15 protein-coding genes, 6 tRNA genes, 2 rRNA genes and 3 pseudogenes are annotated in these 24,450 nt (G+C 40.1%); 3 read left to right on the top strand and 23 right to left on the bottom strand.

Annotated features, from left to right (window positions below):
- Positions 1 to 228 precede the first annotated feature (228 nt).
- Positions 229 to 498, bottom strand: coding sequence for a hypothetical protein (locus AA0Y26_RS21450; protein WP_413364037.1), 270 nt, complete (start codon positions 496 to 498; stop codon positions 229 to 231).
- A 161-nt stretch (positions 499 to 659) separates the two neighbouring features.
- Positions 660 to 956: a hypothetical protein gene (locus AA0Y26_RS21455; RefSeq protein ID WP_413364038.1), complete on the bottom strand. Its 297-nt coding sequence runs from the start codon at positions 954 to 956 to the stop codon at positions 660 to 662.
- Positions 957 to 1,287: 331 nt separating this feature from the next.
- On the opposite strand from AA0Y26_RS21455, the gene AA0Y26_RS21460 reads away from it, so the two are divergent.
- Positions 1,288 to 2,745 (top strand): aldehyde dehydrogenase family protein, encoded by a 1,458-nt coding sequence (locus AA0Y26_RS21460; RefSeq protein ID WP_413364039.1) that lies wholly within the window; start codon positions 1,288 to 1,290, stop codon positions 2,743 to 2,745.
- A gap of 178 nt (positions 2,746 to 2,923) precedes the next feature.
- Here AA0Y26_RS21460 and AA0Y26_RS21465 read toward each other — a convergent pair whose 3' ends face one another.
- Positions 2,924 to 4,387, bottom strand: coding sequence for a methyl-accepting chemotaxis protein (locus tag AA0Y26_RS21465; RefSeq protein ID WP_413364040.1), 1,464 nt, complete (start codon positions 4,385 to 4,387; stop codon positions 2,924 to 2,926).
- 575 nt (positions 4,388 to 4,962) lie between these two features.
- Here AA0Y26_RS21465 and AA0Y26_RS21470 point away from each other — a divergent pair.
- Entirely contained in the window at positions 4,963 to 5,319 is a 357-nt protein-coding gene (locus AA0Y26_RS21470) for a hypothetical protein (RefSeq protein WP_413364041.1), read from the top strand.
- Between the two features lie 410 nt (positions 5,320 to 5,729).
- On the opposite strand, the gene AA0Y26_RS21475 is transcribed toward AA0Y26_RS21470, so the two are convergent.
- From AA0Y26_RS21475 to AA0Y26_RS21485, 3 genes and pseudogenes are all read right to left on the bottom strand, one after another.
- Positions 5,730 to 6,188, bottom strand: coding sequence for a YtxH domain-containing protein (locus tag AA0Y26_RS21475; RefSeq protein ID WP_413364042.1), 459 nt, complete (start codon positions 6,186 to 6,188; stop codon positions 5,730 to 5,732).
- Positions 6,189 to 6,716: 528 nt separating this feature from the next.
- On the bottom strand, positions 6,717 to 7,187 hold the full coding sequence (locus tag AA0Y26_RS21480) for a peptide-methionine (S)-S-oxide reductase (RefSeq protein ID WP_413364043.1): 471 nt from the start codon (positions 7,185 to 7,187) through the stop codon (positions 6,717 to 6,719).
- A gap of 153 nt (positions 7,188 to 7,340) precedes the next feature.
- Positions 7,341 to 7,750 (bottom strand): annotated as a pseudogene (locus tag AA0Y26_RS21485) (NUDIX hydrolase).
- A 379-nt stretch (positions 7,751 to 8,129) separates the two neighbouring features.
- Here AA0Y26_RS21485 and AA0Y26_RS21490 point away from each other — a divergent pair.
- Positions 8,130 to 8,681 (top strand): annotated as a pseudogene (locus AA0Y26_RS21490) (IS110 family transposase); the annotation flags it as partial.
- A 500-nt stretch (positions 8,682 to 9,181) separates the two neighbouring features.
- Here the strand turns inward: AA0Y26_RS21490 and AA0Y26_RS21495 are convergent.
- The 17 genes and pseudogenes from AA0Y26_RS21495 to AA0Y26_RS21575 form a co-directional block, all read right to left on the bottom strand.
- Entirely contained in the window at positions 9,182 to 9,598 is a 417-nt protein-coding gene (locus tag AA0Y26_RS21495; protein WP_413364044.1) for a hypothetical protein, read from the bottom strand.
- 123 nt (positions 9,599 to 9,721) lie between these two features.
- Positions 9,722 to 10,872 (bottom strand): annotated as a pseudogene (locus AA0Y26_RS21500) (IS3 family transposase).
- Positions 10,873 to 11,158: 286 nt separating this feature from the next.
- Positions 11,159 to 12,958 (bottom strand): glutamine--fructose-6-phosphate transaminase (isomerizing), encoded by a 1,800-nt coding sequence (glmS, locus tag AA0Y26_RS21505; RefSeq protein ID WP_413364045.1) that lies wholly within the window; start codon positions 12,956 to 12,958, stop codon positions 11,159 to 11,161.
- A gap of 495 nt (positions 12,959 to 13,453) precedes the next feature.
- Complete coding sequence (locus AA0Y26_RS21510; RefSeq protein ID WP_413364046.1) at positions 13,454 to 13,978, bottom strand: type 1 glutamine amidotransferase domain-containing protein; 525 nt, start codon at positions 13,976 to 13,978, stop codon at positions 13,454 to 13,456.
- A gap of 220 nt (positions 13,979 to 14,198) precedes the next feature.
- A complete protein-coding gene (glmM, locus tag AA0Y26_RS21515; RefSeq protein ID WP_413364047.1) occupies positions 14,199 to 15,551 on the bottom strand; it encodes a phosphoglucosamine mutase in 1,353 nt (450 codons plus the stop codon).
- Between the two features lie 100 nt (positions 15,552 to 15,651).
- Positions 15,652 to 16,644, bottom strand: a complete 993-nt coding sequence (locus AA0Y26_RS21520; RefSeq protein ID WP_413364048.1) for a YbbR-like domain-containing protein — start codon at positions 16,642 to 16,644, stop codon at positions 15,652 to 15,654.
- The gene (gene cdaA / locus AA0Y26_RS21525) at positions 16,637 to 17,473 is read right to left on the bottom strand and encodes a diadenylate cyclase CdaA (protein ID WP_413364049.1); all 837 of its coding nucleotides are present in this window, start codon (positions 17,471 to 17,473) and stop codon (positions 16,637 to 16,639) included. Before cdaA ends, AA0Y26_RS21520 begins: the two co-directional genes overlap by 8 nt.
- Positions 17,474 to 17,950: 477 nt before the next feature.
- Complete coding sequence (locus tag AA0Y26_RS21530; protein ID WP_413364050.1) at positions 17,951 to 18,574, bottom strand: zf-HC2 domain-containing protein; 624 nt, start codon at positions 18,572 to 18,574, stop codon at positions 17,951 to 17,953.
- A 12-nt stretch (positions 18,575 to 18,586) separates the two neighbouring features.
- The gene (gene sigW / locus AA0Y26_RS21535) at positions 18,587 to 19,150 is read right to left on the bottom strand and encodes an RNA polymerase sigma factor SigW (RefSeq protein WP_036152990.1); all 564 of its coding nucleotides are present in this window, start codon (positions 19,148 to 19,150) and stop codon (positions 18,587 to 18,589) included.
- Positions 19,151 to 19,472: 322 nt separating this feature from the next.
- Positions 19,473 to 19,545: transfer RNA gene (locus AA0Y26_RS21540), tRNA-Lys, on the bottom strand.
- Between the two features lie 16 nt (positions 19,546 to 19,561).
- A tRNA-Gln gene (locus tag AA0Y26_RS21545) sits at positions 19,562 to 19,636 on the bottom strand.
- 16 nt (positions 19,637 to 19,652) lie between these two features.
- Positions 19,653 to 19,736, bottom strand: a tRNA-Tyr gene (locus AA0Y26_RS21550).
- Positions 19,737 to 19,751: 15 nt separating this feature from the next.
- Positions 19,752 to 19,827: transfer RNA gene (locus tag AA0Y26_RS21555), tRNA-Val, on the bottom strand.
- A gap of 41 nt (positions 19,828 to 19,868) precedes the next feature.
- A tRNA-Glu gene (locus AA0Y26_RS21560) sits at positions 19,869 to 19,943 on the bottom strand.
- A 165-nt stretch (positions 19,944 to 20,108) separates the two neighbouring features.
- Positions 20,109 to 20,183 (bottom strand) — tRNA-Asn (locus tag AA0Y26_RS21565).
- A 1,015-nt stretch (positions 20,184 to 21,198) separates the two neighbouring features.
- Positions 21,199 to 21,314: ribosomal RNA gene (gene rrf / locus AA0Y26_RS21570) — 5S ribosomal RNA — on the bottom strand.
- A 131-nt stretch (positions 21,315 to 21,445) separates the two neighbouring features.
- Positions 21,446 to 24,374 (bottom strand): 23S ribosomal RNA (locus AA0Y26_RS21575).
- Positions 24,375 to 24,450 lie beyond the last annotated feature (76 nt).

The following is a 24,450-nucleotide window of genomic DNA, read 5'->3' on the forward strand; positions in this document are numbered from 1 at the left end:
CTATAAAACAGAGTAAAAAAAGATTTATTCAGCCAGCTGTAGGTTTTACACTACGGCTGGTTTTTTCGTGTATTTAAATAGACCTATCACACAGTTATTTTTATGAATGTCTCCACTAACCGAACAGCTGCCTCTATAACCGTGTTCTCCGCAATTCTGTGACCTTTTTAATATTTCGATTTGTTGTTTTAGATACCCTTTTCAACTTGTAAGTAAACTTTTTCTGAATCAATCATATTGCCGTCCTTTATCTAAGGGATATTGCTTCACCGCTGATTGATAGAAGCGTTGCATCTCTCCATTTTTGCACCTTTTCATCCAAGTCGTTAATTGTAATTTGCTTCCCTTATTCAACTTATCCATGACCTGTTTCACTAGAATGATTGCTGCTCTCATTTCAATCGGTTTCATTTTAACTTCAGCTGGATAACTTACTTTTAAAGCCATAGAAAAAAACATCTCCACATTGATTTTCTGGTATTCAGTACCCGTTTTCAACGTAAGATGTTTTTAAATTGTCTCATTTATTTAGGTCAGTGCGGAACTAATCCTCGATACAATCGAATTTACTTTCTTATTGGCCTGAATTTTTGTACAGGTCCACAAAAAGTAAAATAGGTTTTTATGCGGAGTGTATGTCACCCGCACAAGTCTATTATCTATTTATTTATATAACCAGCTTTTTTTAAAACTTGCATAAAATAAAAGCGATACGTATTTTTAACAAAGTTATCTAATGGCAGACCTACATTCAATTGATATTTCGTAAAAATAAAATAAAATCTTTTATCCCATTTTAAACGTAATAATTCTCCTGCATCTTCGCCATACTTCTCAGTAAATTCTATAATTAAGGGTTCAATCATCTCGTAGCAATATTCTTTTAAATGTGCAAGAGCCTCGATATCCTTCTTATTTTGAAAACGTGTAATCCAATCTACTAATTGCTCATCCATTATTAATATCCATCCTTCTATCTATTTGGTTCACCCTATTTATTATACCGCTTACTTCTAGTCTTCTCACGTATCTCGTTTCCTAGAAAGTAATTTCATAATGTTTATAGGTAACTAATAGTTTATGAGGATGGTACTGGATTGTCTATGAAGGTAATAAGACATTTTTTATACTGATAAAATGATTTTAATCTACATAGATGGGTATGGAAGCAATGTCATGCTTTTTAAATCTCCTTTAAAAAGAGACACTATTCGGGGTTCAGTTCACATTAGCAGCACTAGAAGTGAATTGTATTTCTGCAAACCTACTATATAAGGAGGAAAGGATATGTCAACGTATACACAGCTCAACAAAAATTATATAAACGGTCATTGGGTGGACGGCCTGTCAGACCGAACATTTGATATTACAAATCCATTCGATGAAGAAGTATTAGCTACAGTGAAACTTGCTACATTATCGCAGGTTGAAGAAGCATTCGATATTGCACATACCTCCTACCGTGCTTGGGCAAAGGATGCAGAGCTGCGCCGGGATGTCATGACAAAGGCGATTGCCTACTTCGAAGAGCACCGTGAGGAAATTATTGAATTATTGATCATTGAATCCGGCTCCAGTTTTATAAAGGCAAGCGTAGAAACAGCCAATACAATTGCAGTGCTGAAGGAAGCATTAACAATGGTGGACCGTGTTTATGAAGTCCGCACAGAGCCATCTGTTATTCCAGGTAAAATCAATGAAATGCACCGCCTGCCGCTCGGAGTGGTAAGCTCCATTGCGCCATTTAACTTCCCATTGTATTTATCGATGCGTACGATTGCTCCGGCTTTGGCTCTTGGGAATGCAGTCGTGCATAAAGCAGATTTACAGGTGAGCCTTGCTTCCGGTTCTGTGATTGCAAAAGCTTTTGAAGAAGCTGGTATTCCGGCTGGGGTGTTCCAAAGTATTCTAACAAAGTCATCAATTATTGGAGATGTCATGGTTGAGCATCCTGTGGTCCGCCTTGTAAGCTTTACAGGATCGACCGAAGTGGGACGCCGTATAGGTAATATAGCTGGCGGCTTATTCAAGCGGGTGGCCCTCGAACTCGGCGGTAACGGGCCGTTTGTTGTATTGGCGGATGCCGATGTGGACCAGGCAGTAAAAGCGGCTGTATTTGGCAAGTTTCTGCATCAGGGCCAGATCTGTATGATTACCAACCGTATGATCGTACATGAAAATCTATATGATGAATTCGTCGAAAAGTTTGTGGAGCATGTGAAGCGGATTCCGTGTGGCGATCCACGTGATCATAAAGTCATTATCGGTCCGATTATTAATAACCAGCAAGTAAAGAAAATTGAAGAGATTATTAATAAAGCAAAAGCAGAAAATACAGAGATATTACTTGAAGGGAAAGTAGTCGGCAATGTCATTACACCGACGATTTTCGGCAATGTAAGCAACGACAGCGATTTGGCGCAAAACGAAATTTTTGGCCCTGTTGCGCCGATCATTAAAGCTTCATCGGATGAAGAAGCAATCCGCTTTGCGAATGATACTATTTACGGCTTAAGTTCGGCCATCTTCTCCGGCAATGAAGAAAAGGCCCGGGAATATGCACTGGAGATTGAATTCGGTATGACCCATATTAATGACCAGACCGTAAATGATGAAACACGCGCAGCGTTCGGTGGTATGCGCCAGTCCGGTGTCGGCCGCTTCGGCAACCCCTGGATTGTGGATGAATTCACGGATACAAAATGGATTTCTGTACAAAAAGTACCGCGTGAATATCCATTCTAGAATCCATGGCAGTGAGTAGACAGTAACTATTTTTAATGAAAATAAAGAGGAGGAGCTGATTGTGCTCTTCCTCTTTTCTTTACTGCTAAAATTATCTATAAATGACTGTAAGCTGCTTCAGTCTTGGCAATGTAATGCACAAGATGCACTCATATTGTTTTTGCTGATCCTATTGGAATCAATGAACTAATGATGCTGCTTTCGCTGCTGTTTCTCCCATGTTTGATGCAATCAACTGGCTATCCTGTGTAAGTGTCTCAATCGTCGCACTCATTTCTTCCAGGCTGGCAGAGTTCTCCTCTATGATGACTGCAAGATTATTCGTGGCATCTTCTATTTCCGATGATTGACCAATCATTGTAGAAGCAGATTCTAAAAATCCAAGTAAACCTTGATCAAGCTCATCCAGGGTGGAGGTTACATCTGTAATATGATTCGATACTTCAATTGTTGTTGCGGCATTTTTATTAATTGTTTCTGTACTATCTTTCATCTTCTCGAATGCAACCGTGTTACTTTTATTAAGTCCTATCAAGTTATCCTTGATTTTTGCGGTTGTCTGATTCGTAACTTCAGCAAGCTTACGAATTTCATCGGCGACCACAGCGAAACCCTTTCCAGCTTCTCCTGCTCTTGCGGCTTCAATCGAGGCATTCAACGCTAACAAATTGGTTTGCTCTGTAATTCCCTGAATGGATTCAGCAAATCCATTTGTTTCCTCAAGTTTATTTGATAACTCAATGTAGGTTTCATTGAGTTCAGCAATTTTTTCTTTCAAGGAATTCATATCCGATGTCAAGGAATCAATTTCTTTCTTTCCTTCCTTGGCAATTTTACTTGCGTCTTCTGATTCTTTTTTCAGCTGCTGAGAGGTCTCAAATAGTGAGTGCATCCCAGATTTCAATGAAGTAGCATTTTGCGCTATATGGCTGATTTTCGAAGATTGAACTTGGCTGTCTCCGGCCATTTGCATAACTGCTTTAGACATCTCTTCTTGAGAAAACATATTTTGCTGAACTCTCTCATTTACATGTGAGATGTTTTCGGTAATGCTTGAAACGCTTTTTTCAAGCTGCTCTTTTTCTATTTGTTTATTAGCTGCTTCTTTTTCATTGGCAATCAAATGAGAAATGACAGTCTTAAATTGTTCATTTGTCATCCGAATAATCACAAAGAAGATGACTCCCAGTAAAGCATACAGCAGTATGGCGTAGCTGAATATATCGGTTACTATTTGATCTTCACTCGTTATATGGTTCAATATAAGCAGTAAGAAACCGTATGTATACCCGATCATGAATACCCTCAACTTCAACTGGACCGCAGAGAATGCAATCAAAAACAGTAATATCAAAATCGTTTGTAGATTGCTTCCAAAAAGTAGATTTCCGACAATGGCAACTGAGTAGACCTGAATAATCGCAATATAAGCGAAAATGTTTGGCTTTTTTATTATATGGTTAAAAAGCACATAAAATCCGATCAACAGCGCCAAGTCAATGCCATACAGTATCGCATTGTCTTGATTTTTAGTGGTAACTGCCAGCAAGAATGCTGCCAACAAGGATATTCCCATTGTTACTGTCATCAATAAATTTTTCCGGTACGTATCTTTTAGCATTACTGAATCAATGGATTCCATAAAATACCCTCCTTTTTCCTTTTATCCTTATATATATCGTCAGGATAATAACTTTAAATAGAACTTTTGTAGAATAAATTTAGTGAAAGTTGGAAATAGAGAAACTAGTTACGCACAAATTGCATATAAATCTTTGTATTGTACAAAAACAATAAAGTTATTTAATTTTAAAAGACCAAACAAGCGTAGCCCCGTTCTATATTTAGGTCGGGGTTAAACATATAATTTTAATTTTGGCGTACGATATTTCATTGACCTCAAAAACCTATTAAAAAATCCGTTAAAAATATAAGGTTTATGCAACACTAGCGCTTGATTGTGGAAGAGTGGTTTTCTGTGTCCTCAAACTTTTATTTGAGAACGTTTATTTGTATATGTTTGTATAACTTAAATAAATGTATCAATCGAATTTGAAGTCGGTTTTACTTGCTGCTGTGCTTCAGCTTTTAAGTTTCTCCACTTATTTATATAAATTGCCATAAATTCACTTTCTCTTTTCATTTCGAATTTTTTATAAAAATGAAGGATAATAAGAATATTTATCCAAAATATTAAGCATAAGGAGGTGTTTGGGTATGAAGAAATTAGTTTTAATATTTAGTTTCATCTTTTTAACTGCTTGTTCAAATGAAACATATTCTATTTACGGAGAAATAAATTCTATAGAAGAAGATAACATCTATGTTGAATGTTCAGATTTAGTTAGAAAATTGGATAAGAGTCCTATTAAAGATGATATAGGTTATTCCTGTGCTATTAAAATAACTGAGGACACGATTATTAAGACTCAAGCTGGTGATGAATTAACATTTAATGGATTAAACAAAAATAATATGGTCTCGGTATATTTTGAAGAGCCAACAACATCAAGTGCCGATTCAGAAGGGCTAACATTCACAGCTAAAGAAATAACGGTATTCGATAATAAGTAATGAAAGCCGAGGGATTTATTAAGTGAACAATTCTTGGCTTTTTATAGTTTCTATTTTTAGGTGTTAATGAACCGATAAGCTCTCAAACCGCCGTTTGATAATCTTTTATAAAAGAATATTATTCAATACTATGGCCCTATTGCTGAAAAAGGCACAATTCTTCTTTGAATTGCGCCCTTTTATTGAAGATCAATGTTTCCAATTCAGTATACTAAAAATCCATTTCTATAACGATTATGCTTTATAAAGTGCCATGTTACCGCTCTCCATAACTGTTTGAAGTAGTATATTTTAATGGATATAAGTAGAAAAAAACACGGTTAAACCAATTTTTTATATTAATCTAATTTTCCCAGCATAGTAGTTGCAGCTGTGGTCTTAGGGATGGAAGCGTCATAATTTTAAGCACATTAGCTTTGCCCGTTACTGCCATCTATCACTTCTTCGCCAGCTTCTTTTACTTTCCCGCCGATTTCCTTTAAATCAGTCGTGGCTTCTTTGGCACTGGAAAGAATCTCACTTGATTCTTCCTTTACTATACTAACTGGGACAATAATGTTCTCGTTTACTTTTTCATAAAGATTTTGAGCATCCCTTATTGCTTCTTTCAGAACTGAAGAAGCGGATTTCAATCGCTCTTGTAAGTCGTTCTTCACATCTGAAGGATTGTTTTTGACTTGGCTGTACATATCCATTGTTGAATCTTTCATGTTTTTTGTTGTGGCGGTTACTTTGTTTCTTGTATTTGAGTCAAGCAATGCAAGCGCACCTCCAATAACAGCCCCTATCACCATACATTTTAGGATTTTTCCATTTTCTTCACTTTCGTTAGTTGTCGATACATTGTTATAAGTAGTAGTTGGTGTCATAATTAATTCCTCCTTCATGTTTTCTGAATTTGTAATCTTATTCCTTAGGTGCCCGATTTTTTCTCATTTAAACTATTTAAGCAATTTCTTTTTTACCAGCTACTCAACAGTCTCTGTGAATGAAGAAAAATAATGACGACCGCTTTCCCATCATGCCTCCTTCCTGTATTTAAAGTATAGTTAGCATAACTAGTAAAGCGCTGCTCCGATTATTCATGCATTGGATAGGCTACACTGAGTTGGACAGATAAATAAAGGCTTGTAAACTTAGAATATCGATTAAAGGGAGCGTGCAATAAAGCACCCGTAAAGAATGAATTACAGCGGCAATTTAAACAAAAAGAGCTATTGGCTGTTATTGTGAGTGATGTAACATACATCCGTGTTGGAACTAGGTGACATTATGTTTGTTTATTTTTCGGCCTTTCAATCATGAAATCATTGGCCATAGCGCTGGTGCAAGTAAGAGCGCAGAGCTTATCTATCAGATTGTTGAATTCTAAAGTAAACATCTTTTAATATTCTACCCTACTTATATCTACTTAATATTTCTTCTGGAATATGACAATAATCGTTTGGACATCTAGCTAACCTATCTTGATGTTCTTCTGCACTTCTCACATAATTTGTAAGAGGTAATACTTCAACAACTACAAGGTTAGAATCATTTCTCTCATCAATAAATGCCTTCGCTTCTTTTAAGTGGCCTTGCTTTTCACTATATACTCCTGTTCTGTATTTCTCACCAATATCCTGTCCTTGTTTATTCAAACTGTATGGATCAATTATTTCAAAAAAATACCCCATTAATTCCCGGATAGTTACCACCGTTGGATCAAATCCTGTTTTTACACATTCGGCGTAACCATCATAATCACCCTCAAGTGTCTGACTTGTTCCATTAGCTCTCCCCGCTTCCGTAAACTTAACTCCAGGTAAAGTTTTTACAAAAGCTTGTACTCCCCATAAACATCCACCTGCAAAATATACTATTTCCATATTGTTCTCTCCCCTATGCAGCCATTTAGCCCAACAATCCCGGAATGAAGTCCAGTTTTTATTCGATTGTTGAAGATCATATTACTCTTTCAATTCACCTAGCACCCGTAGTTAATAAAATAACAATACCGTTATTACTAATTTCTACAGGGCTCAAAATTCAACATAAAATGGTTGTTTACTGCCATCAAGACAGTACGCTACTCTTTGTCTAAAATTTTCAATAGTTATCATTTTCAAAGCCTTCTCTATAGGGAAAAAACCCGTTTCTAAACTTTCTGCAGAAGTTGTTAATTTACCACCAATTGACTTCGCTAAAAAGAGCTTATTACAAATTGACTTATTCACATTCTGAAAGACTCCGCAGAATTTGATAACTTCAATATCAATGCCTGATTCCTCTTTAGTTTCCCTTATTGCAGCCTCTTTCAGAGACTCACCTTCCTCAACTATTCCACCTGGCATTTCCAACCTCTTATAGGACCTTTAATCAGCAAAATTTCCCTTTGATCGTTGAGTACGATAGCTGCAGCCGAAACAAAGTGTTTAGAAGGTGTGTAAATATGTGATTGATTTTGTTCTAAAATAACTGCCCCCTTTTTTATGTAAAGCTTATCATAAGTTAAATAACACTCTTGTTGCGTTAGTTAAAGAAAATGGTGCTACCACAAAATTGAAGTAAAGTAATTTTTCAATAATTATATTTCCCACTCTTTTCTATACAACCAATAAAAAACCTCCCAATTATAGATTTTTTATCAGGAGTTATTCAATTAAATGGCCCTTTAATAGAATAACTTTATTATCACTTAACAGGTTCTTAAACCACGAGAAAAACCGAAATCCCTTCTTTATAGAGATAGGAAATTCCGGTTCATCTTTTTTATAAACAGTTAAACTTTTTCAAAACGGTACGACTTTTTATAAACAGTTCAACTTTATTTCAAAGCAACATACTTGTATCAAAGCCATATCTTTAACCTAAGGATGTTTATTGACATTGTTCTTCAATATCAAGAGTATCTATCAAAGTTAGCAGCAGAAATAGATGCCCTCGCTAAAGAAATTGAAGAATATGAGCTAATCCAGTCTATCCCTGGTATTGGAGAAAAGATTGCGGCAACAATCATCTCTGAAATTGGAGAGATAGAGCGGTTTAACCATCCTAAAAAGCTAGTAGCATTCGCTGGGATAGATCCTAGCGTATACTCTTCTGGGAGGTTTACTGCTTCAATAAACCGTATAAATAAAAGAGGCTCTAGCAGGTTAAGGCAAGCGTTGTTTATGGCTGTACAATGCGGTATAAGAGATGCACGTAAGCAAAAAACAAATGAAGAAATAATCCCTAGAAATAAGAAATTGAGAGAGTTCTACGATAAAAAACGCGAAGAAGGAAAACCTTTTAGAGTAGCCATTATTGCATGTGCTAATAAGCTTTTACATTGGATATATGCCTTACTAAAAAGGAAAGAATCCTTCCAAAATGCGGTTTAAAAACTATACCTAAGTACATTAAACAAGATCTTCCATTTTTAAAGAGGAAAGCTTATTTGATGTACCCTTTTTTAGTATATCATCTAGGTTTTAATTTTTTTATTGAAAAAACTTGACAACTATTAGCTGGTTTTGTTGAATAAAAAAACTGTATATTAACACAGGATTTTCAATCAAACTTTTTTATAAATGTCGCGGCTTTATTTTAAAAATCGCATCTTTTTTATAAACATCGGAACTTTATTTCAAATCTACAAAAGAACCCGTTTTGAAAAATGTTTTATCAAAACGGGTTCTTTTTTTAGAAACAATGTACAATTTTTATTTAAAAGTTTTATCATTTCCTATTGTTAATCTTCAACGAACGCAACATTTAGTGAAGAAGTATCTACTCTGTCTTTCTTATCAATTAATAGTATATAGAGCTATTAAAAGTAAATATAAATGTACCGACTAGCACTTTTACAATTGAGACACCTTTTAGCTCTTGTTTTTTACTATTATCTTAATTCTATTTTGTCCTCATGTGTTTTACCCTTTTCATCCTCCCATATAATGACTACGAAATAAGTAGAATCTTCATTTGGTGGTTCTCCAAAATATAGTCTAGGGTAAGAAAAAGGATGTAAAGTATATACAGTATCATCAGTATCTCTACCCTCAAAAAATTCATCTCTGTCTGTTATCAACTTATCATTTTCTATAAATTGAAGTTTCTTCACATTTACTTCTTTATCATCTACTTGTGTAACAGATACTAACCATGCTCCTCCAGCTTCAGCTTCCTTAATTTTTTTATAAACTACTTTCCATGTGCCATCATCTGAAGTACCTTTCAAACTAGGAGTTGAAAAAGCAAAATAAATAATTCCTACAAAAATTATTATCAGTACTATTATAAGATACGATTTTTTCATTTTTTCCCCTCTTTCAAATTGAGAATATAAATTTTTTGTATAAATGACAAATATAAAAAAAGTTCTTTTCTAAATAAAATAAAGTGGGACTAACCCTATATGTGAGACAGTCTCAAAAAAGCATTATCCAATCAGTTTCCGATAATTTATCGGAGACTGGTTGTTTAATTTCAATTGAATTCGAGTATTGTTATAATAGGTAATATAATCTCTTACGGTTTGATCTACAATTGCCGTTGTAGTTCGAGTTAATCCGTCGAGATAGAACGTTTCTGACTTGAGCGTCGCATGAAACGATTAAATCGGGGCATTATCAGCGGGCGTTCCCTTACGGGACATGCTCATGGTAATGCCTTTTCCTTTGACCGCTTGTTGATATGCTGCTGAAGTATATACAGACCCTTGGTCGCTGTGTAAAAGACACCCTTCAGGTAAATTCGGTAACTGGTCAAGTGTATCTAATACAAGGTCAATATTTTGGCGATCACTAATTGTATAAGCGAGTATTTCACCATTGAATAAATCAAGGATACTCGAAAGATATAAAATCTTTCCACCAAAAGGCAAGTAAGTAATATCTGTAACGAGCTTCTCAAAACGGTTTTGAGCTAAGAATTCACGATTCATCAAATTGTTGGCTATATAATAAGGCTGACCAGTTTGTTTGCGCTTTTTGACTTTCACTCGACATTGCCAATTATACTTTTGCATAATACGTTGAACAACTTTATGGTTTACAACTTGTTCTTGTCTAAGAATGGCTGTGATTTTACGGTACCCATAACGATACTTATTAGTTTTACAGATTTCGCCAATACGCTTCTCTAATAGGTACGTACCTTTATTTCGATTTGACTCTTTTCGCCATCTATAATAGGTGGATCGAGGAATATTGAATATGGTACAAAGCTGTTGAATTGTCATTTGGCCTTTTAAGGATTCAACCATTTCGAGTACTACTTGTCCAACCACTTCCTTTCCAATTCGGCGTACTTTTTTAGCACTTCAATTTGTTGCTTTAAAAATTTATTTTCTAGCTGAAGCTGTTCAATAGAAGACTGATTCTCTGGTCCTTTTCCAAATGTATATTGTTTCCCCACTGGTTGTGTAAATCGATGCATTTCTCCATTTTTATACCAACGAGTCCATGTTTCAACCTGTGTATCATTTCGAATATTCAATTCCTCCAGTATGACTTTCGTCGGTATACCTTGTAATTTCATTTCAACTGCTTTTAATTTCACCTCAGCAGGGTAACTAACTCTTGTCCCCATAAAAAGAAGCACCTCCAAAAGATTTTAGGATACAATACCCTAATTTCAATTGAAGATGCTTTTTTGTTTTGTCTAACCCGAAGGGGTCAGTTCATTCAATACCCGTTTTCAACGTAAGGTGTTTTTAAATTGTCTCATTTATTTAGGTCAGTGCAACTATAATCTAAAGGGGTTTTTCATCGCAACTTTTTTATAAACATCGCGACTTTATTTTAAACATCGTATCTTTTTTATAAACATCGCAACTTTATTTCAAAGCTACAACTAAAGCCGTAAATTTATCTTATTACTCAACCGTTACCGATTTCGCAAGGTTACGTGGTTTGTCAACGTCACAGTCGCGGTGCAGGGCAGCATAGTAGCTGATCAGCTGTAATGGCACTACTGCTACAAGTGGTGTAAGCAGTGTATGAACACGAGGGATGATCAGTGTATCGCCTTCTTCTTCTAGCCCTTCCATTGCAATAATACATGCGTTTGCACCACGTGCTACAACTTCCTTCACGTTTCCACGGATGCCCAGTGCTACCTGCTCCTGTGTCACAAGGGCAAATACCGGCGTTCCTTCTTCAATCAAGGCGATTGTACCGTGCTTCAGCTCGCCGCCTGCAAAGCCCTCTGCCTGGATGTAGGAAATCTCTTTTAATTTCAATGCACCCTCCATGCTTAAGCAGAAGTCCAGGTTACGACCGATGAAGAATGCGTTGCGGGCAGTTTTTAAATAATCTGCTGCGATTTCTTCCATCACATCTTTTGAGTCCACGATAGACTGGATACCGTTTGCTGCAATTGCAAGCTCTTGTTTCAGGTCGAAGTCGATTGCTTTGCCTGCTGCTTTACCTGTTACGTAAGCTGCGATAGCAAGAACCGCTACTTGCGCTACATAAGCTTTTGTAGATGCTACAGCAATCTCAGGACCTGCATGCAATAATAGCGTATGGTCTGCCTCACGAGAAAGCGTAGAGCCCGGTACGTTTGTAACTGTTAGTGTTGGGTGGCCAAGCTCCTTGATTTTCACAAGTACTTGACGGCTATCAGCAGTCTCGCCTGATTGCGAGATGAAGATAAACAATGGTTTTTCGGAAAGCAGCGGCATATTGTAGCCGAATTCACTTGAAATATGCACTTCTACTGGGATACCCGCAATTTTCTCAAAATATTGTTTCCCTACAAGACCAGCATGGTAGCTTGTGCCTGCTGCAATAATATAAATACGGTCAGAAACCGTAATAGCATCTAAAATTGACTGCTCGATGACTAGTTCTTCATCCTGCTCATATGCTTGAATGATTTTACGAACAACGCCTGGCTGCTCATCCATTTCTTTTAGCATGTAATGAGGGTACGTACCTTTTTCGATATCGCTTGCATCTAGCTCAGCTGTAAATGGCGCACGTTCTACTGTTTGGCCTTCTAGTGTCGTGATCACTACGCTGTCTTTCTTCACGATAACTACTTCTTTATCATGAAGCTCGATAAACTGATCTGTTACTTGCAGCATTGCCATCGCATCAGAAGCAACAACATTAAATTCTGCCCCTACGCCTACTAATAACGGCGATTTGTTTTTCGCTACATAGATTGTTTCCGGATCCTCATTATCAAGTAAAGCCAGTGCGTATGAACCGTGTACAAGACCCAGTGTCTTACGGAATGCGTCTACTGTTGATAAGCCCTCTTTCGAGAAATACTCCACCAATTGAACAATTACTTCTGTATCTGTATCAGACTGCATTGTTACATCTTTTAAATACGCTTTTTGCAGCAGGTGATAGTTTTCAATAACTCCGTTGTGTACAAGCGTAAAGCGGCCTGTTGCAGATTGGTGAGGGTGGGCGTTTGATTTATTCGGTACACCATGTGTTGCCCAGCGTGTATGACCGATTCCAATCTGAGCTTCTACATCACCATCTACTGCTTGGCGAAGGTCAGCAATACGTCCTTTTTCCTTAAATACTGTTACGCCTTCTTCGTTGTGTACAGCAATTCCCGCCGAATCATAACCACGGTATTCCAGCTTCTCTAAGCCTTTTAATAAAATTTCCTTTGCGTCTACTACTCCGTTATATCCTACAATTCCACACATATTTCTTTTCCTCCGTCCGCTACCTCACACCCGTCATTCATTTGATAATCTCTTAAAAAGGCAATAGAAAACCAAACTACGGGTGAACCTATTTTTGTCGTTCTGTCTAACGCGCAAAATAGGCCTTGTAGCTTTTTTTATTTTTAGTTTTGGGTGCCTATCCATTTTTTTGTGCAGCAAATTGCTTTGCTGTTTTAAAACGAATGTTACAATCGGGCACTGGCGATCGGGAGGCATCCGCCGAATGTTCGATAAACCTCCACCTCGTCAACTAAGGATTGTTGTCCGTCCGATTTCCTTAGCTCAGGCGCTATAATTGTCTTCCTGTCATTTATAACGCGCGTTTCCTTTCCTCCTTTTCTACGCGCATGCCTAGCGTTTTCCTGCTTTTTTTATAAGCTACTGTCGCAAGCATACTCATCATACATAAATGTCGGACATTCGTCAAATGATCACTAAAAACCCGCTAGTACGTAACGTACTAGCGGGTTTTCCTTACAATCCCTTTTCTTCTAGTAGGTTAACTATTTCTCTATTAAACGCAGGCAGGTCATCCGGCGTACGACTCGTTACCAGTTGCTTCTGGCATACAAATACCTCTTCATCATGGAAGTTTACACCTGCATATTCCATATCGACGCGGATGGATTTATAACCTGTTGCATCACGGCCTTCAAGGGCTTTCGCTGTAATTAACAGCTGTGGTCCATGACAGATCGCAAAGACAGGTTTCTTTTCATCCATGAAGCTTTTGGCAAAGGATACGAAACGCTCATCCGCACGAAGCTGATCCGGTGAGAACCCACCTGGGATGAAAAGCGCATCAAAATCTGTCGGGCTTACATCATCGATTCCTTTATCTATCGTAACGGCTGCGTCACCGTTTTTCCCTGTTACTTCCTTGCCAGCTTCTTTCTCGATTGTTACTAGTATATGCCCCGCAGCCTCAAGTGCTTCTCTCGGGCTCGTATATTCACTATCCTCAAACATATCGGTAATTACTACTGCAACTTTTGCCATTCTTAACACCCTTTCGTTTGGAGATTCTTAAGTACTGTACCCAGCTGGTTGCTCAGATAAACGAAAAAGTAATAGAAACCAGCTTAGGACCTAATACAATGCCAAAGCTTCTGGGCGTATCAAGCTATTCCTCGGGGATACAAAGTGCCGTTCATAAATTTGTCATAGAAATTTTCAAATACACAAAAAACCGCCTTCTCCTCGAAGGCGGTCCATTGTCTTACTCTGTTAAGCCCATTTCTGCTTTTACTACATCCGCAATGCGGTTTACATATTCCTCGCACGCTTCTGCAGAAGGTGCTTCCACCATGACACGTACAAGCGGCTCTGTACCAGAAGGACGAACAAGAACACGGCCATTTCCGGCCATTTTTGCTTCCACTTCCGCAATAACAGCAGCTACTTTTTCATTTTGTGTCACGGCATGTTTATCCGTTACACGTACATTTACTAGCTTTTGCGGGAAAATTGTCATCTCACCTGCAAGCTCTGATAAACGTTTGCCAGTGGCCTTCATGATGTTTACAAGCTGAATGCCTGTCAGCAAGCCGTCACCAGTTGTATTGTAATCTAAAAAGACGATATGTCCTGATTGCTCACCGCCGACATTGTAGTCGTGCGCTCGCATTTCCTCTACCACATAACGATCGCCCACAGCCGTTTGCACACTTGTCATGCCATTGTCTTCTAATGCTTTATAGAAGCCCATATTACTCATGACTGTGGAAACAACAGTGCCCTTTTTCAAGCGGCCTTTAGCATGTAAGTATTTACCGATGATGAACATAATTTGGTCGCCATCAACGATTTGGCCTTTCTCATCTACGGCAATCAGGCGGTCGCCATCACCGTCAAATGCAAGACCTGCGTCTGCTGCACGCTCCAAGACAAATGCAGCAAGCTTTTCTGGATGAGTTGAGCCGACACCCTCATTGATATTTAAGCCGTCTGGTGAAGCACCCATCGTTGAAATGTCCGCCTCCAGGTCAGCAAATAAGTGAGTAGCGAGCTGGCTCGTTGCACCGTGTGCACAATCAAGTGCTACATGGACACCAAGGAACTCCTCATCCACTGTTTGTTTTAAGTATGAAATATATTTTTGTCCGCCTTCGAAGTAGTCCGTTACTGAACCGATATCTCCTCCAGTAGGGCGTGGTAAAGTATCTTCTGCTGCATCAAGAAGCGCTTCGATTTCTGCCTCCTGTGCATCAGTCAGTTTAAAGCCATCCGGACCAAAGAATTTAATGCCATTGTCTGCTACAGGGTTGTGCGATGCCGAAATCATTACACCTGCCTGTGCATTCATTACACGTGTCAGGTAGGCAACCCCTGGTGTGCTGATAACACCAAGACGCATAACCTCTGCGCCGATTGATAAAAGTCCCGCTACCAATGCTCCCTCCAGCATTTCCCCGGAAATACGTGTATCTCTTCCAATCAAGACTTTCGGGCGCTCTTTTGCATCTTTTGTCAATACGTATCCACCAACACGTCCAAGTCTGAATGCAAACTCCGGCGTCAATTCACTATTAGCGACTCCACGGACGCCATCTGTTCCGAAATATTTACCCATTTTGTTCTCTCCTTCAATACTAGACATCCCTTGCTCTTATGCCTATGTCATCCTATAGGATTTTTAGTTTCGCAAACGTTCTGTCTCATAGCGGCTAAAGCTATTCCGCGCTATCTGCTTCTGTCTTCTCTTTCGAGTCTTCTGCAGGAGCAACAGGTTCACCGCTGACCTCCGTCTGAATGGTAATCACATCTGACTTTACAGTTACACCTTTTGGTAGTGTAAGCTTGGCTTCATGCGATCCCGATTCTTCCAAGCCTGATACGTCAAATTCTACGACTAATTCCTTCAGCTCGTCAATCAAAGCTTTTTTCCCATATACTTTCAGCTTTGTCTGTTCAGTGGAGATTTGATCCAGTGAAATACCTTCCTTCAATTGTCCTGTTTGTTTAATTGTAATCGGTAATTCACGACTATATTCTTCAATCTCTACATTCACCTTTACTTTTTCCGGCTGGACTGATACATCAAGGCGGTTAAGGTCGGCATTGAGTACTTTCACGTTTGCATCATGCTCAAATGACTCTCTGATTCCCTGCTCACTTGCAACCGTTGCTTTTACATAATTAATGGACTCCATAACGCTTTTTGCTCCAGTCACTTTAACAGTGGAAGGGCTAGCCGTCATCTCCTTCACTACGTAATCCTCTGCTAGCAGGCGGTTACTCATTTCAGGCTCTACCTTGAACTCTTTTGTGACCCGCTCCTCGATGTCGACGCTAACTGATCTTGGTTCGATAGACACATCCAGCTTTTCCGAAAAGCCCTCACTCTGGATTGTTACATGGTGCTCACCAATCATGAGAGAGTTCAAATCGACAAACACTTTATAATCTTGTCTCATCTTCGTTTGCATAATCAGCTGTGATGAACCGCTGATCGTCACATCAACCGTATCTGGCAGACCTGTCACAAGTAGATTCTCATCATCGTAATATACTTCGAGTGGTACATTGTATAAAATATCCACTTCTGGAGAAGTATCTGTTTCCCGCCCCGTATCAATTTCCGACTTTACATAAAAGAATAAGGCTAATGCCAGTACAAATGCAATGATTCTAAGCGCCCAGTAGCTATCGAATAATTTATCCATTCTTTTTACCTCCCCAGCTTAACTTAGAGGCTAAGTTGGACTCTTGCCCTGGTCCGAACCATAAATTACGCAACTTTAGCGTAAATTCATCGATCGTTAGATTCCGGTCAATTTTCCCATTTGCAGCAATACTGATGGCTCCTGTTTCCTCTGACACAATGACAACGATTGCATCGGTTACCTCACTCAAACCTAGTGCGGCACGGTGTCGTGTCCCTAGTTCTTTTGAAATAAAAGCACTTTCAGAAAGCGGCAAATAGCAGGCTGCTGCTGTAATTTTATCTCGCTGCATAATAACTGCCCCATCATGAAGCGGGGTATTGGGAATAAAGATATTGATTAACAGCTCGGAAGAAATTTCCGCATTCATCTTTATACCCGTTTCTATATACTCTGTTAAACCTGTTTCCTTTTCAATCGAAATTAACGCACCAATGCGGCGTTTCGCCATATAGCTCACTGACTTTTTCATCGCTTCAATTAAGCGTGCCTGTTCCTCATCCTGTTGACTCGTCGTACGCTGGAACAGCTTTCCGCGCCCGAGCTGTTCAAGAGCCCTGCGAATTTCCGGCTGGAATATAATAATGATGGCTAGGAAACCCCAGTCAATGATTTCCTCCAAGAGCCAATCGAGCGTATTCAGCCCAAATATTTCAGTTGCAATTTTTGCAACAATAATGACAAAGATCCCTTTCAATAATTGAACCGCTTTCGTTCCTTTAATGAGGGTCAAAGTTTTATACATAACGTACCATACAAGCAGTACATCTAAGAAGTTAAAAATAACACTTACAGGCGTCAAATCTGTAAATTGCTCGATTATCTGCACGTGGCATCCCCCACTTTTCTAGCTAATCCATATACGACTCAAGTATATCATATTTGCGTTACAATTGACTTTTCCAAAGAGAAAAAAGTCCACCCAATCGAGTAGACTCGGTCATTTTCTATAGGACGTCATTTTCTGGGGAAAGTTCCAGAATAAAAAATATACATATTTGTTTACTACGGTAAAGGATGGCGAAAGGCTCATTTATTTCTATGATCCGCCTGTCGCATACTTTTTTAATGGAAAATCAATTTCGGATCGATTCTCCAAATGTGGGTAACAGTTTCCCTCTATCCTATATTTGCACATTTATCCTTTTCTTTATTCATAAAAAGCATTAAAAAGCCTATTGCATAAATAGGTTGCAGACTGCCGCAGAAAGAGGATCATGCTTTAATCTATACCCAATTCATGCAGAAATTGTCCACTTTTTCCCCATTAAAAAAGCTGGGGGAAATTCCCTCAGCTCTCCATTAGTTATTCATCTGTAGATTCAAAAAGTGAAATAAAACTATTAAACATCTGTTTCATTTCATACCACAGCCACTCAAAAGCCTGGTCAACTTCCTCAATTTGGCCGCTGACGACTGCAGTAGAAGCCATGTATTCTCCATTAATCACTGTTACATTACCCTCTACTTCACCTTCAATGACAATGGTCCCGTTTTTTACTACAATATCACCCTTTACCACTTCTCCAGCTGGAACAGTTACCGTTTGTCCGTCGACGATTATGTTTGGCTGCTTGGTTACAGAAAATTGATTGTCATTTGGATAGCTTCCTAATAAAGCAGTACTCATAAATATGAAGAAGACAGCCGCTGCAACAATAATAGGATGTTTGCGCAGCCATTTCTGAATACCGACTGTATTTTTTCGTTTTGGCAGGCGATTCATTACATTTGCCTCGAAGCTAGGAGGTGCCGTAATGTGCGTAGCACTTTTAATGAACGCAATTGTGTCACTTAGCTCATGCATATGTTGCTGACATGTAGAGCAGTTTTGCAAATGCTTTTTCAGCTCTTGCTCATGCTCACGACTAATATCGCCATCTAAGTAATCGTGCATATATTCTACATAATTTTTTTGACACGTACTCATGCGAAATCCCTCCTATAAATTATTCAACTGTTTTCGCAGCGCTTCACGACCACGATGTATTCGGGTTTTTACCGTCCCAATTGGCATATCAAGAATTTCACTGATTTCTTGAAGCGATAGTTCCTCAATGTATTTAAGGACAATGACAGAACGGTATTTATCAGGTAATCGACTGATTTCATACTGAACACGTTCCTGCAGCTCCATCTGCTCCACTGCTTCTTCTGGAAGCTGCTCGTCTGCCGCAATTTGCGAGTACATATCTAAACCTTCTGTCCCCGCTACTTCCGCATCTAAATAATAGTCCGGCTTCTTTTTTCGGATCCTATCGATACAAAGGTTGGTTGCAATTCGGTATAACCAGGTCGAAAATTTTCTCTTTTGATCATAGGAATGTAAATTGATAAAGGCCCGCACAAAGGCTTCTTGTGCAATATCTTCTGCCTCTTGTTTGTTACCGAGCATCCGATAACATATTTGGTATAGTTTGTGCTGATAGAGGTTTACAATGTCTGCATATGCGTTTTGATCACCTTTAAGCACTTGCTTTATTCTTTTGTTAACTAACGCATCCATTGTCTACCCTCTCCACCTTCTACTATATATTTTACGAATGAATTCAGTTAAAGTTTCACTTTTTCATTATAGCAAAATGTTTTTTGTTACATGATCAAAAACATGAAATTGCTCTTTACGTTTATTGTAAAATTTACCTGTCCATTGTTACAATATGATTTTTTTGATAAATACCCTATAAAAATTACTTTTTCATGCATTTCCTTGCGATTCACTGCTTGTTAAGTAGTAAGATTTAGCGGCACTCCTGTCATCTCGTTCATTAAAAATAAAAATCCTTTACCCGCTCTGAGTAAAGGATGAATTGTTATAAAAATAAAAGTGAGCCATGAAGGACTCGAACCTTCGACCCTCTGATTAAAAGTCAGATGCTCTACCAACTGAGCTAATGGCTCATAAAAACAAAAAAAATGGCTGGGGTACTAGGATTCGAACCTAGGCATGACGGAATCAAAATCCGTTGCCTTACCGCTTGGCTATACCCCAATCATTTTATAAAAGATGGTGGAGGGGGACGGATTCGAACCGCCGAACCCTAAGGAGCGGATTTACAGTCCGCCGCGTTTAGCCACTTCGCTACCCCTCCGACATATAACACTTATGGTGGAGGATGACGGGCTCGAACCGCCGACCCCCTGCTTGTAAGGCAGGTGCTCTCCCAGCTGAGCTAATCCTCCATAATCTGGTTGCGTGTTATGTATTATTATTTGTTTTTAAGTGGTGACCCGTACGGGATTCGAACCCGTGTTACCGCCGTGAAAGGGCGGTGTCTTAACCACTTGACCAACGGGCCAAATCATTATGTTTTCCTTAAGAAGACAAGATTTATAATATCATCGTTTTTTATACTTTGCAAGTGCTTTTTTGAAAAAATATTTTTTATGTATAAAAATTAACTATTATGGAAATTAAACCGATAGTGAAATAATTTTCTTTCACATGAAAAAGGCAAAAAAAATGGCTCCGAAGGTAGGACTCGAACCTACGACCAACCGGTTAACAGCCGGTTGCTCTACCACTGAGCTACTTCGGAACATTATTATTTATTTATGCTTGCCTTGTACATTTATTATTATAACAATTGCAAAAAAATATACAAGTATTTTTTTAAAAATTCCAAAGGATTTTTCAAAATTTTATGCTCCTTATTTTATTCAGAATTTATACAAATAAAATTACCATAAGGTAGGAATTATATCAGTGTATTCATCTCATGCTTTCTTATTTACAGGAAAGCCAAGACTAGATATAAGTTATCCCTTGAGCACTTGTGATTAACTTATAAATGGATGCTCCCTCATATCTTGGGTACAAGCAGACCGATTATCCTTTAAATCCTGTTATTGTTTGTTTCAAAGCTTTCTGTAAGGGCCGACCCGCTTTTGTCATTCTAATAAATCGTTGTCTATTTAAGATACATATAAACCATAAAAAAGAAAGTACAGCTTCCTTCTAAATACTGTTCATTTCCTGTTTCCAAAGTTCTTCTTCCATTTCTGATTACTTGTTATATGTAGAGGGCGCTGGATCATTAATATGGACGTGTTCAGCCCAATGAAGAACTAGATGTTAGATGTGAATATAACTAACTACTTAAGAGATAATATGGGCCTTTAAAGGGAGCTGGAGGTTGATATGAGGTATGTTACTTACACCATATACTGCTTCCTCATTTAACTCTCAGCTAACTGCTGTTGAATCTTCGTTTTCCGTGGACTGGCAGGACTGGAGGAAGAAAGAAGCCTTATACGTTGCCTTAACTTTACTACCGAATTCTCTTCCTATAATTAATATGGTAAATAAATGAAAAATGATCATCTAGTTGAGTAAAAGCTGCTGGCTTTTTTACATCCTATGTATATCGTTCAAGTATATGCTCTTCTCCTCTATAATCATCCTCTAACAAACGCCAGACAAAGTTATAATAACAAACAATTAAAAAGCGTTAATTCTTTGTTAAGAATTAACGCTTACTATATTGAAATGTTTATAAAAGAAGATAGAAATAAAAAAAGCCACTACTAACCTAGTTAGCAGCGACTTTTTGCGCCCAGCGATGTCCTACTCTCACAGGGGGAAGCCCCCAACTACCATCGGCGCTAGAGAGCTTAACTTCCGTGTTCGGTATGGGAACGGGTGTGGCCTCTCTGCCATCATCACTAGACTTGCACATGGATGTGCTGACTTCTGCGCTGCAACACGATGTTGCGCTTTTAGCAGAAGTTCCTTTATATAGCTGAAAGAAGTTTGTTCTTTCAAAACTGGATAAACGTTTCATTGTGCAGCACACAAAATTTGGTTAAGTCCTCGACCGATTAGTATTCGTCAGCTCCATATGTCGCCATACTTCCACCTCGAACCTATCTACCTGATCGTCTTTCAGGGGTCTTACTTACTTGCGTAATGGGAAATCTCATCTTGAGGGGGGCTTCATGCTTAGATGCTTTCAGCACTTATCCCGTCCATACATAGCTACCCAGCGATGCCCTTGGCAGAACAACTGGTACACCAGCGGTATGTCCATCCCGGTCCTCTCGTACTAAGGACAGCTCCTCTCAAATTTCCTACGCCCACGACGGATAGGGACCGAACTGTCTCACGACGTTCTGAACCCAGCTCGCGTACCGCTTTAATGGGCGAACAGCCCAACCCTTGGGACCGACTACAGCCCCAGGATGCGATGAGCCGACATCGAGGTGCCAAACCTCCCCGTCGATGTGGACTCTTGGGGGAGATAAGCCTGTTATCCCCGGGGTAGCTTTTATCCGTTGAGCGATGGCCCTTCCATGCGGAACCACCGGATCACTAAGCCCGTCTTTCGACCCTGCTCGACTTGTAGGTCTCGCAGTCAAGCTCCCTTGTGCCTTTACACTCTACGAATGATTTCCAACCATTCTGAGGGAACCTTTGGGCGCCTCCGTTACCTTTTAGGAGGCGACCGCCCCAGTCAAACTGTCCGTCTGACACTGTCTCCTGCCCCGATAAGGGGCATGGGTTAGAATTTCAATACAACCAGGGTAGTATCCCACCGACGCCTCCTCCGAAGCTGGCGCTCCGGGCTCTCTGGCTCCTACCTATCCTGTACAAGTTGTACCAAAATTCAATATCAAACTACAGTAAAGCTCCACGGGGTCTTTCCGTCCTGTCGCGGGTAACCTGCATCTTCACAGGTACTATAATTTCACCGAGTCTCTCGTTGAGACAGTGCCCAGATCGTTACGCCTTTCGTGCGGGTCGGAACTTACCCGACAAGGAATTTCGCTACCTTAGGACCGTTATAGTTACGGCCGCCGTTTACTGGGGCTTCAATTCACAGCTTCGCTTGCGCTAACCGCTCCTCTTAACCTTCCAGCACCGGGCAGGCGTCAGCCCCTATACGTCACCTTACGGTTTTGCAGAGACCTGTGTTTTTGCTAAACAGTCGCCTGGGCCTATTCACTGCGGCTCTCTCGGGCTTTCACCCTACCAGAGCACCCCTTCTCCCGAAGTTACGGGGTCATTTTGCCGAGTTCCTTAACGAGAGTTCTCTCGCACACCTTAGGATTCTCTCCTCGACTACCTGTGTCGGTTTGCGGTACGGGTACCTCCCACCTCGATAGAGGCTTTTCTTGGCAGTGTGAGATCAGGAACTTCGTCCATACGGACTCGTCATCACAGCTCAACGTTACAGTGTGCGGATTTGCCTACACACACGCCTTACTGCTTGAACAGAGACAACCAACGCTCTGCTTACCCTACCCTACTGCGTCCCCCCATTTCTCAAACGGTGGGGAGGTAGTACAGGAATATCAACCTGTTGTCCATCGCCTACGCCTGTCGGCCTCGGCTTAGGTCCCGACTAACCCTGAGCGGACGAGCCTTCCTCAGGAAACCTTAGTCATACGGTGGACGGGATTCTCACCCGTCTTTCGCTACTCATACCGGCATTCTCACTTCTAACCGCTCCACCAGTCCTTCCGGTCTGACTTCAACGCAGTTAGAACGCTCTCCTACCACTGACATCAAAGATGTCAATCCACAGCTTCGGTGAATCGTTTAGCCCCGATACATTTTCGGCGCAGCGTCACTCGACCAGTGAGCTATTACGCACTCTTTAAATGATGGCTGCTTCTAAGCCAACATCCTGGTTGTCTAAGCAACGCCACATCCTTTTCCACTTAACGATTACTTTGGGACCTTAGCTGGTGGTCTGGGCTGTTTCCCTTTTGACTACGGATCTTATCACTCGCAGTCTGACTCCCGTGTATAAATATCCGGCATTCGGAGTTTGTCTGAATTCGGTAAAGCGAGATGCCCCCCTAGTCCAAACAGTGCTCTACCTCCGGTATTCTCAATCACGAGGCTAGCCCTAAAGCTATTTCGGAGAGAACCAGCTATCTCCAAGTTCGATTGGAATTTCTCCGCTACCCACACCTCATCCCCGCACTTTTCAACGTGCGTGGGTTCGGGCCTCCAGTAAGTGTTACCTCACCTTCACCCTGGACATGGGTAGATCACCTGGTTTCGGGTCTACGACCACGTACTATTTCGCCCTATTCAGACTCGCTTTCGCTGCGGCTCCGTCTTCTCAACTTAACCTCGCACGTAATCGTAACTCGCCGGTTCATTCTACAAAAGGCACGCTATCACCCATTAACGGGCTCTAACTACTTGTAGGCACACGGTTTCAGGTTCTCTTTCACTCCCCTCCCGGGGTGCTTTTCACCTTTCCCTCACGGTACTGGTTCACTATCGGTCACTAGGTAGTATTTAGCCTTGGGAGATGGTCCTCCCGGATTCCGACGGAATTTCACGTGTTCCGCCGTACTCAGGATCCACTCTGGAGGGAATAACTTTTTGGCTACAGGGCTTTTACCTGCTCTGGCGGACCTTTCCAAGTCGCTTCGCCTAAATCATTCCTTTGTAACTCCGTATAGAGTGTCCTACAACCCCAAGAGGCAAGCCTCTTGGTTTGGGCTCTTCCCGTTTCGCTCGCCGCTACTCAGGGAATCGAATTTTCTTTCTCTTCCTCCAGGTACTTAGATGTTTCAGTTCCCTGGGTCTGTCTCTAACGCGCTATGAATTCACGCGAAAGTACTGCGCGATTAAACGCAGTGGGTTCCCCCATTCGGAAATCCCCGGATCAAAGCTTACTTACAGCTCCCCGAGGCATATCGGTGTTAGTGCCGTCCTTCATCGACTCCTAGTGCCAAGGCATCCACCGTGCGCCCTTATTAACTTAACCAATAAGTTAACGCTAACTCGAAGAGTTAGACTTCAGTTTACACGTCAATTGCTTGACTTGTTTGACTCATATCTAT

Origin of the sequence: Lysinibacillus canaveralius (genome assembly GCF_047301505.1) — a bacterium.
Taxonomy (GTDB): domain Bacteria; phylum Bacillota; class Bacilli; order Bacillales_A; family Planococcaceae; genus Lysinibacillus_B.

Coding starts and splice junctions, on each gene's coding strand:
- AA0Y26_RS21455 (WP_413364038.1), bottom strand. CDS start 956: ATGGATGAGCAATTAGTAGATTGGATTACACGTTTTCAAAATAAGAAG.
- AA0Y26_RS21460 (WP_413364039.1), top strand. CDS start 1,288: ATGTCAACGTATACACAGCTCAACAAAAATTATATAAACGGTCATTGG.
- AA0Y26_RS21465 (WP_413364040.1), bottom strand. CDS start 4,387: ATGGAATCCATTGATTCAGTAATGCTAAAAGATACGTACCGGAAAAAT.
- AA0Y26_RS21470 (WP_413364041.1), top strand. CDS start 4,963: ATGAAGAAATTAGTTTTAATATTTAGTTTCATCTTTTTAACTGCTTGT.
- AA0Y26_RS21475 (WP_413364042.1), bottom strand. CDS start 6,188: ATGACACCAACTACTACTTATAACAATGTATCGACAACTAACGAAAGT.
- AA0Y26_RS21480 (WP_413364043.1), bottom strand. CDS start 7,187: ATGGAAATAGTATATTTTGCAGGTGGATGTTTATGGGGAGTACAAGCT.
- AA0Y26_RS21495 (WP_413364044.1), bottom strand. CDS start 9,598: ATGAAAAAATCGTATCTTATAATAGTACTGATAATAATTTTTGTAGGA.
- glmS (WP_413364045.1), bottom strand. CDS start 12,958: ATGTGTGGAATTGTAGGATATAACGGAGTAGTAGACGCAAAGGAAATT.
- AA0Y26_RS21510 (WP_413364046.1), bottom strand. CDS start 13,978: ATGGCAAAAGTTGCAGTAGTAATTACCGATATGTTTGAGGATAGTGAA.
- glmM (WP_413364047.1), bottom strand. CDS start 15,551: ATGGGTAAATATTTCGGAACAGATGGCGTCCGTGGAGTCGCTAATAGT.
- AA0Y26_RS21520 (WP_413364048.1), bottom strand. CDS start 16,644: ATGGATAAATTATTCGATAGCTACTGGGCGCTTAGAATCATTGCATTT.
- AA0Y26_RS21530 (WP_413364050.1), bottom strand. CDS start 18,574: ATGAGTACGTGTCAAAAAAATTATGTAGAATATATGCACGATTACTTA.
- sigW (WP_036152990.1), bottom strand. CDS start 19,150: ATGGATGCGTTAGTTAACAAAAGAATAAAGCAAGTGCTTAAAGGTGAT.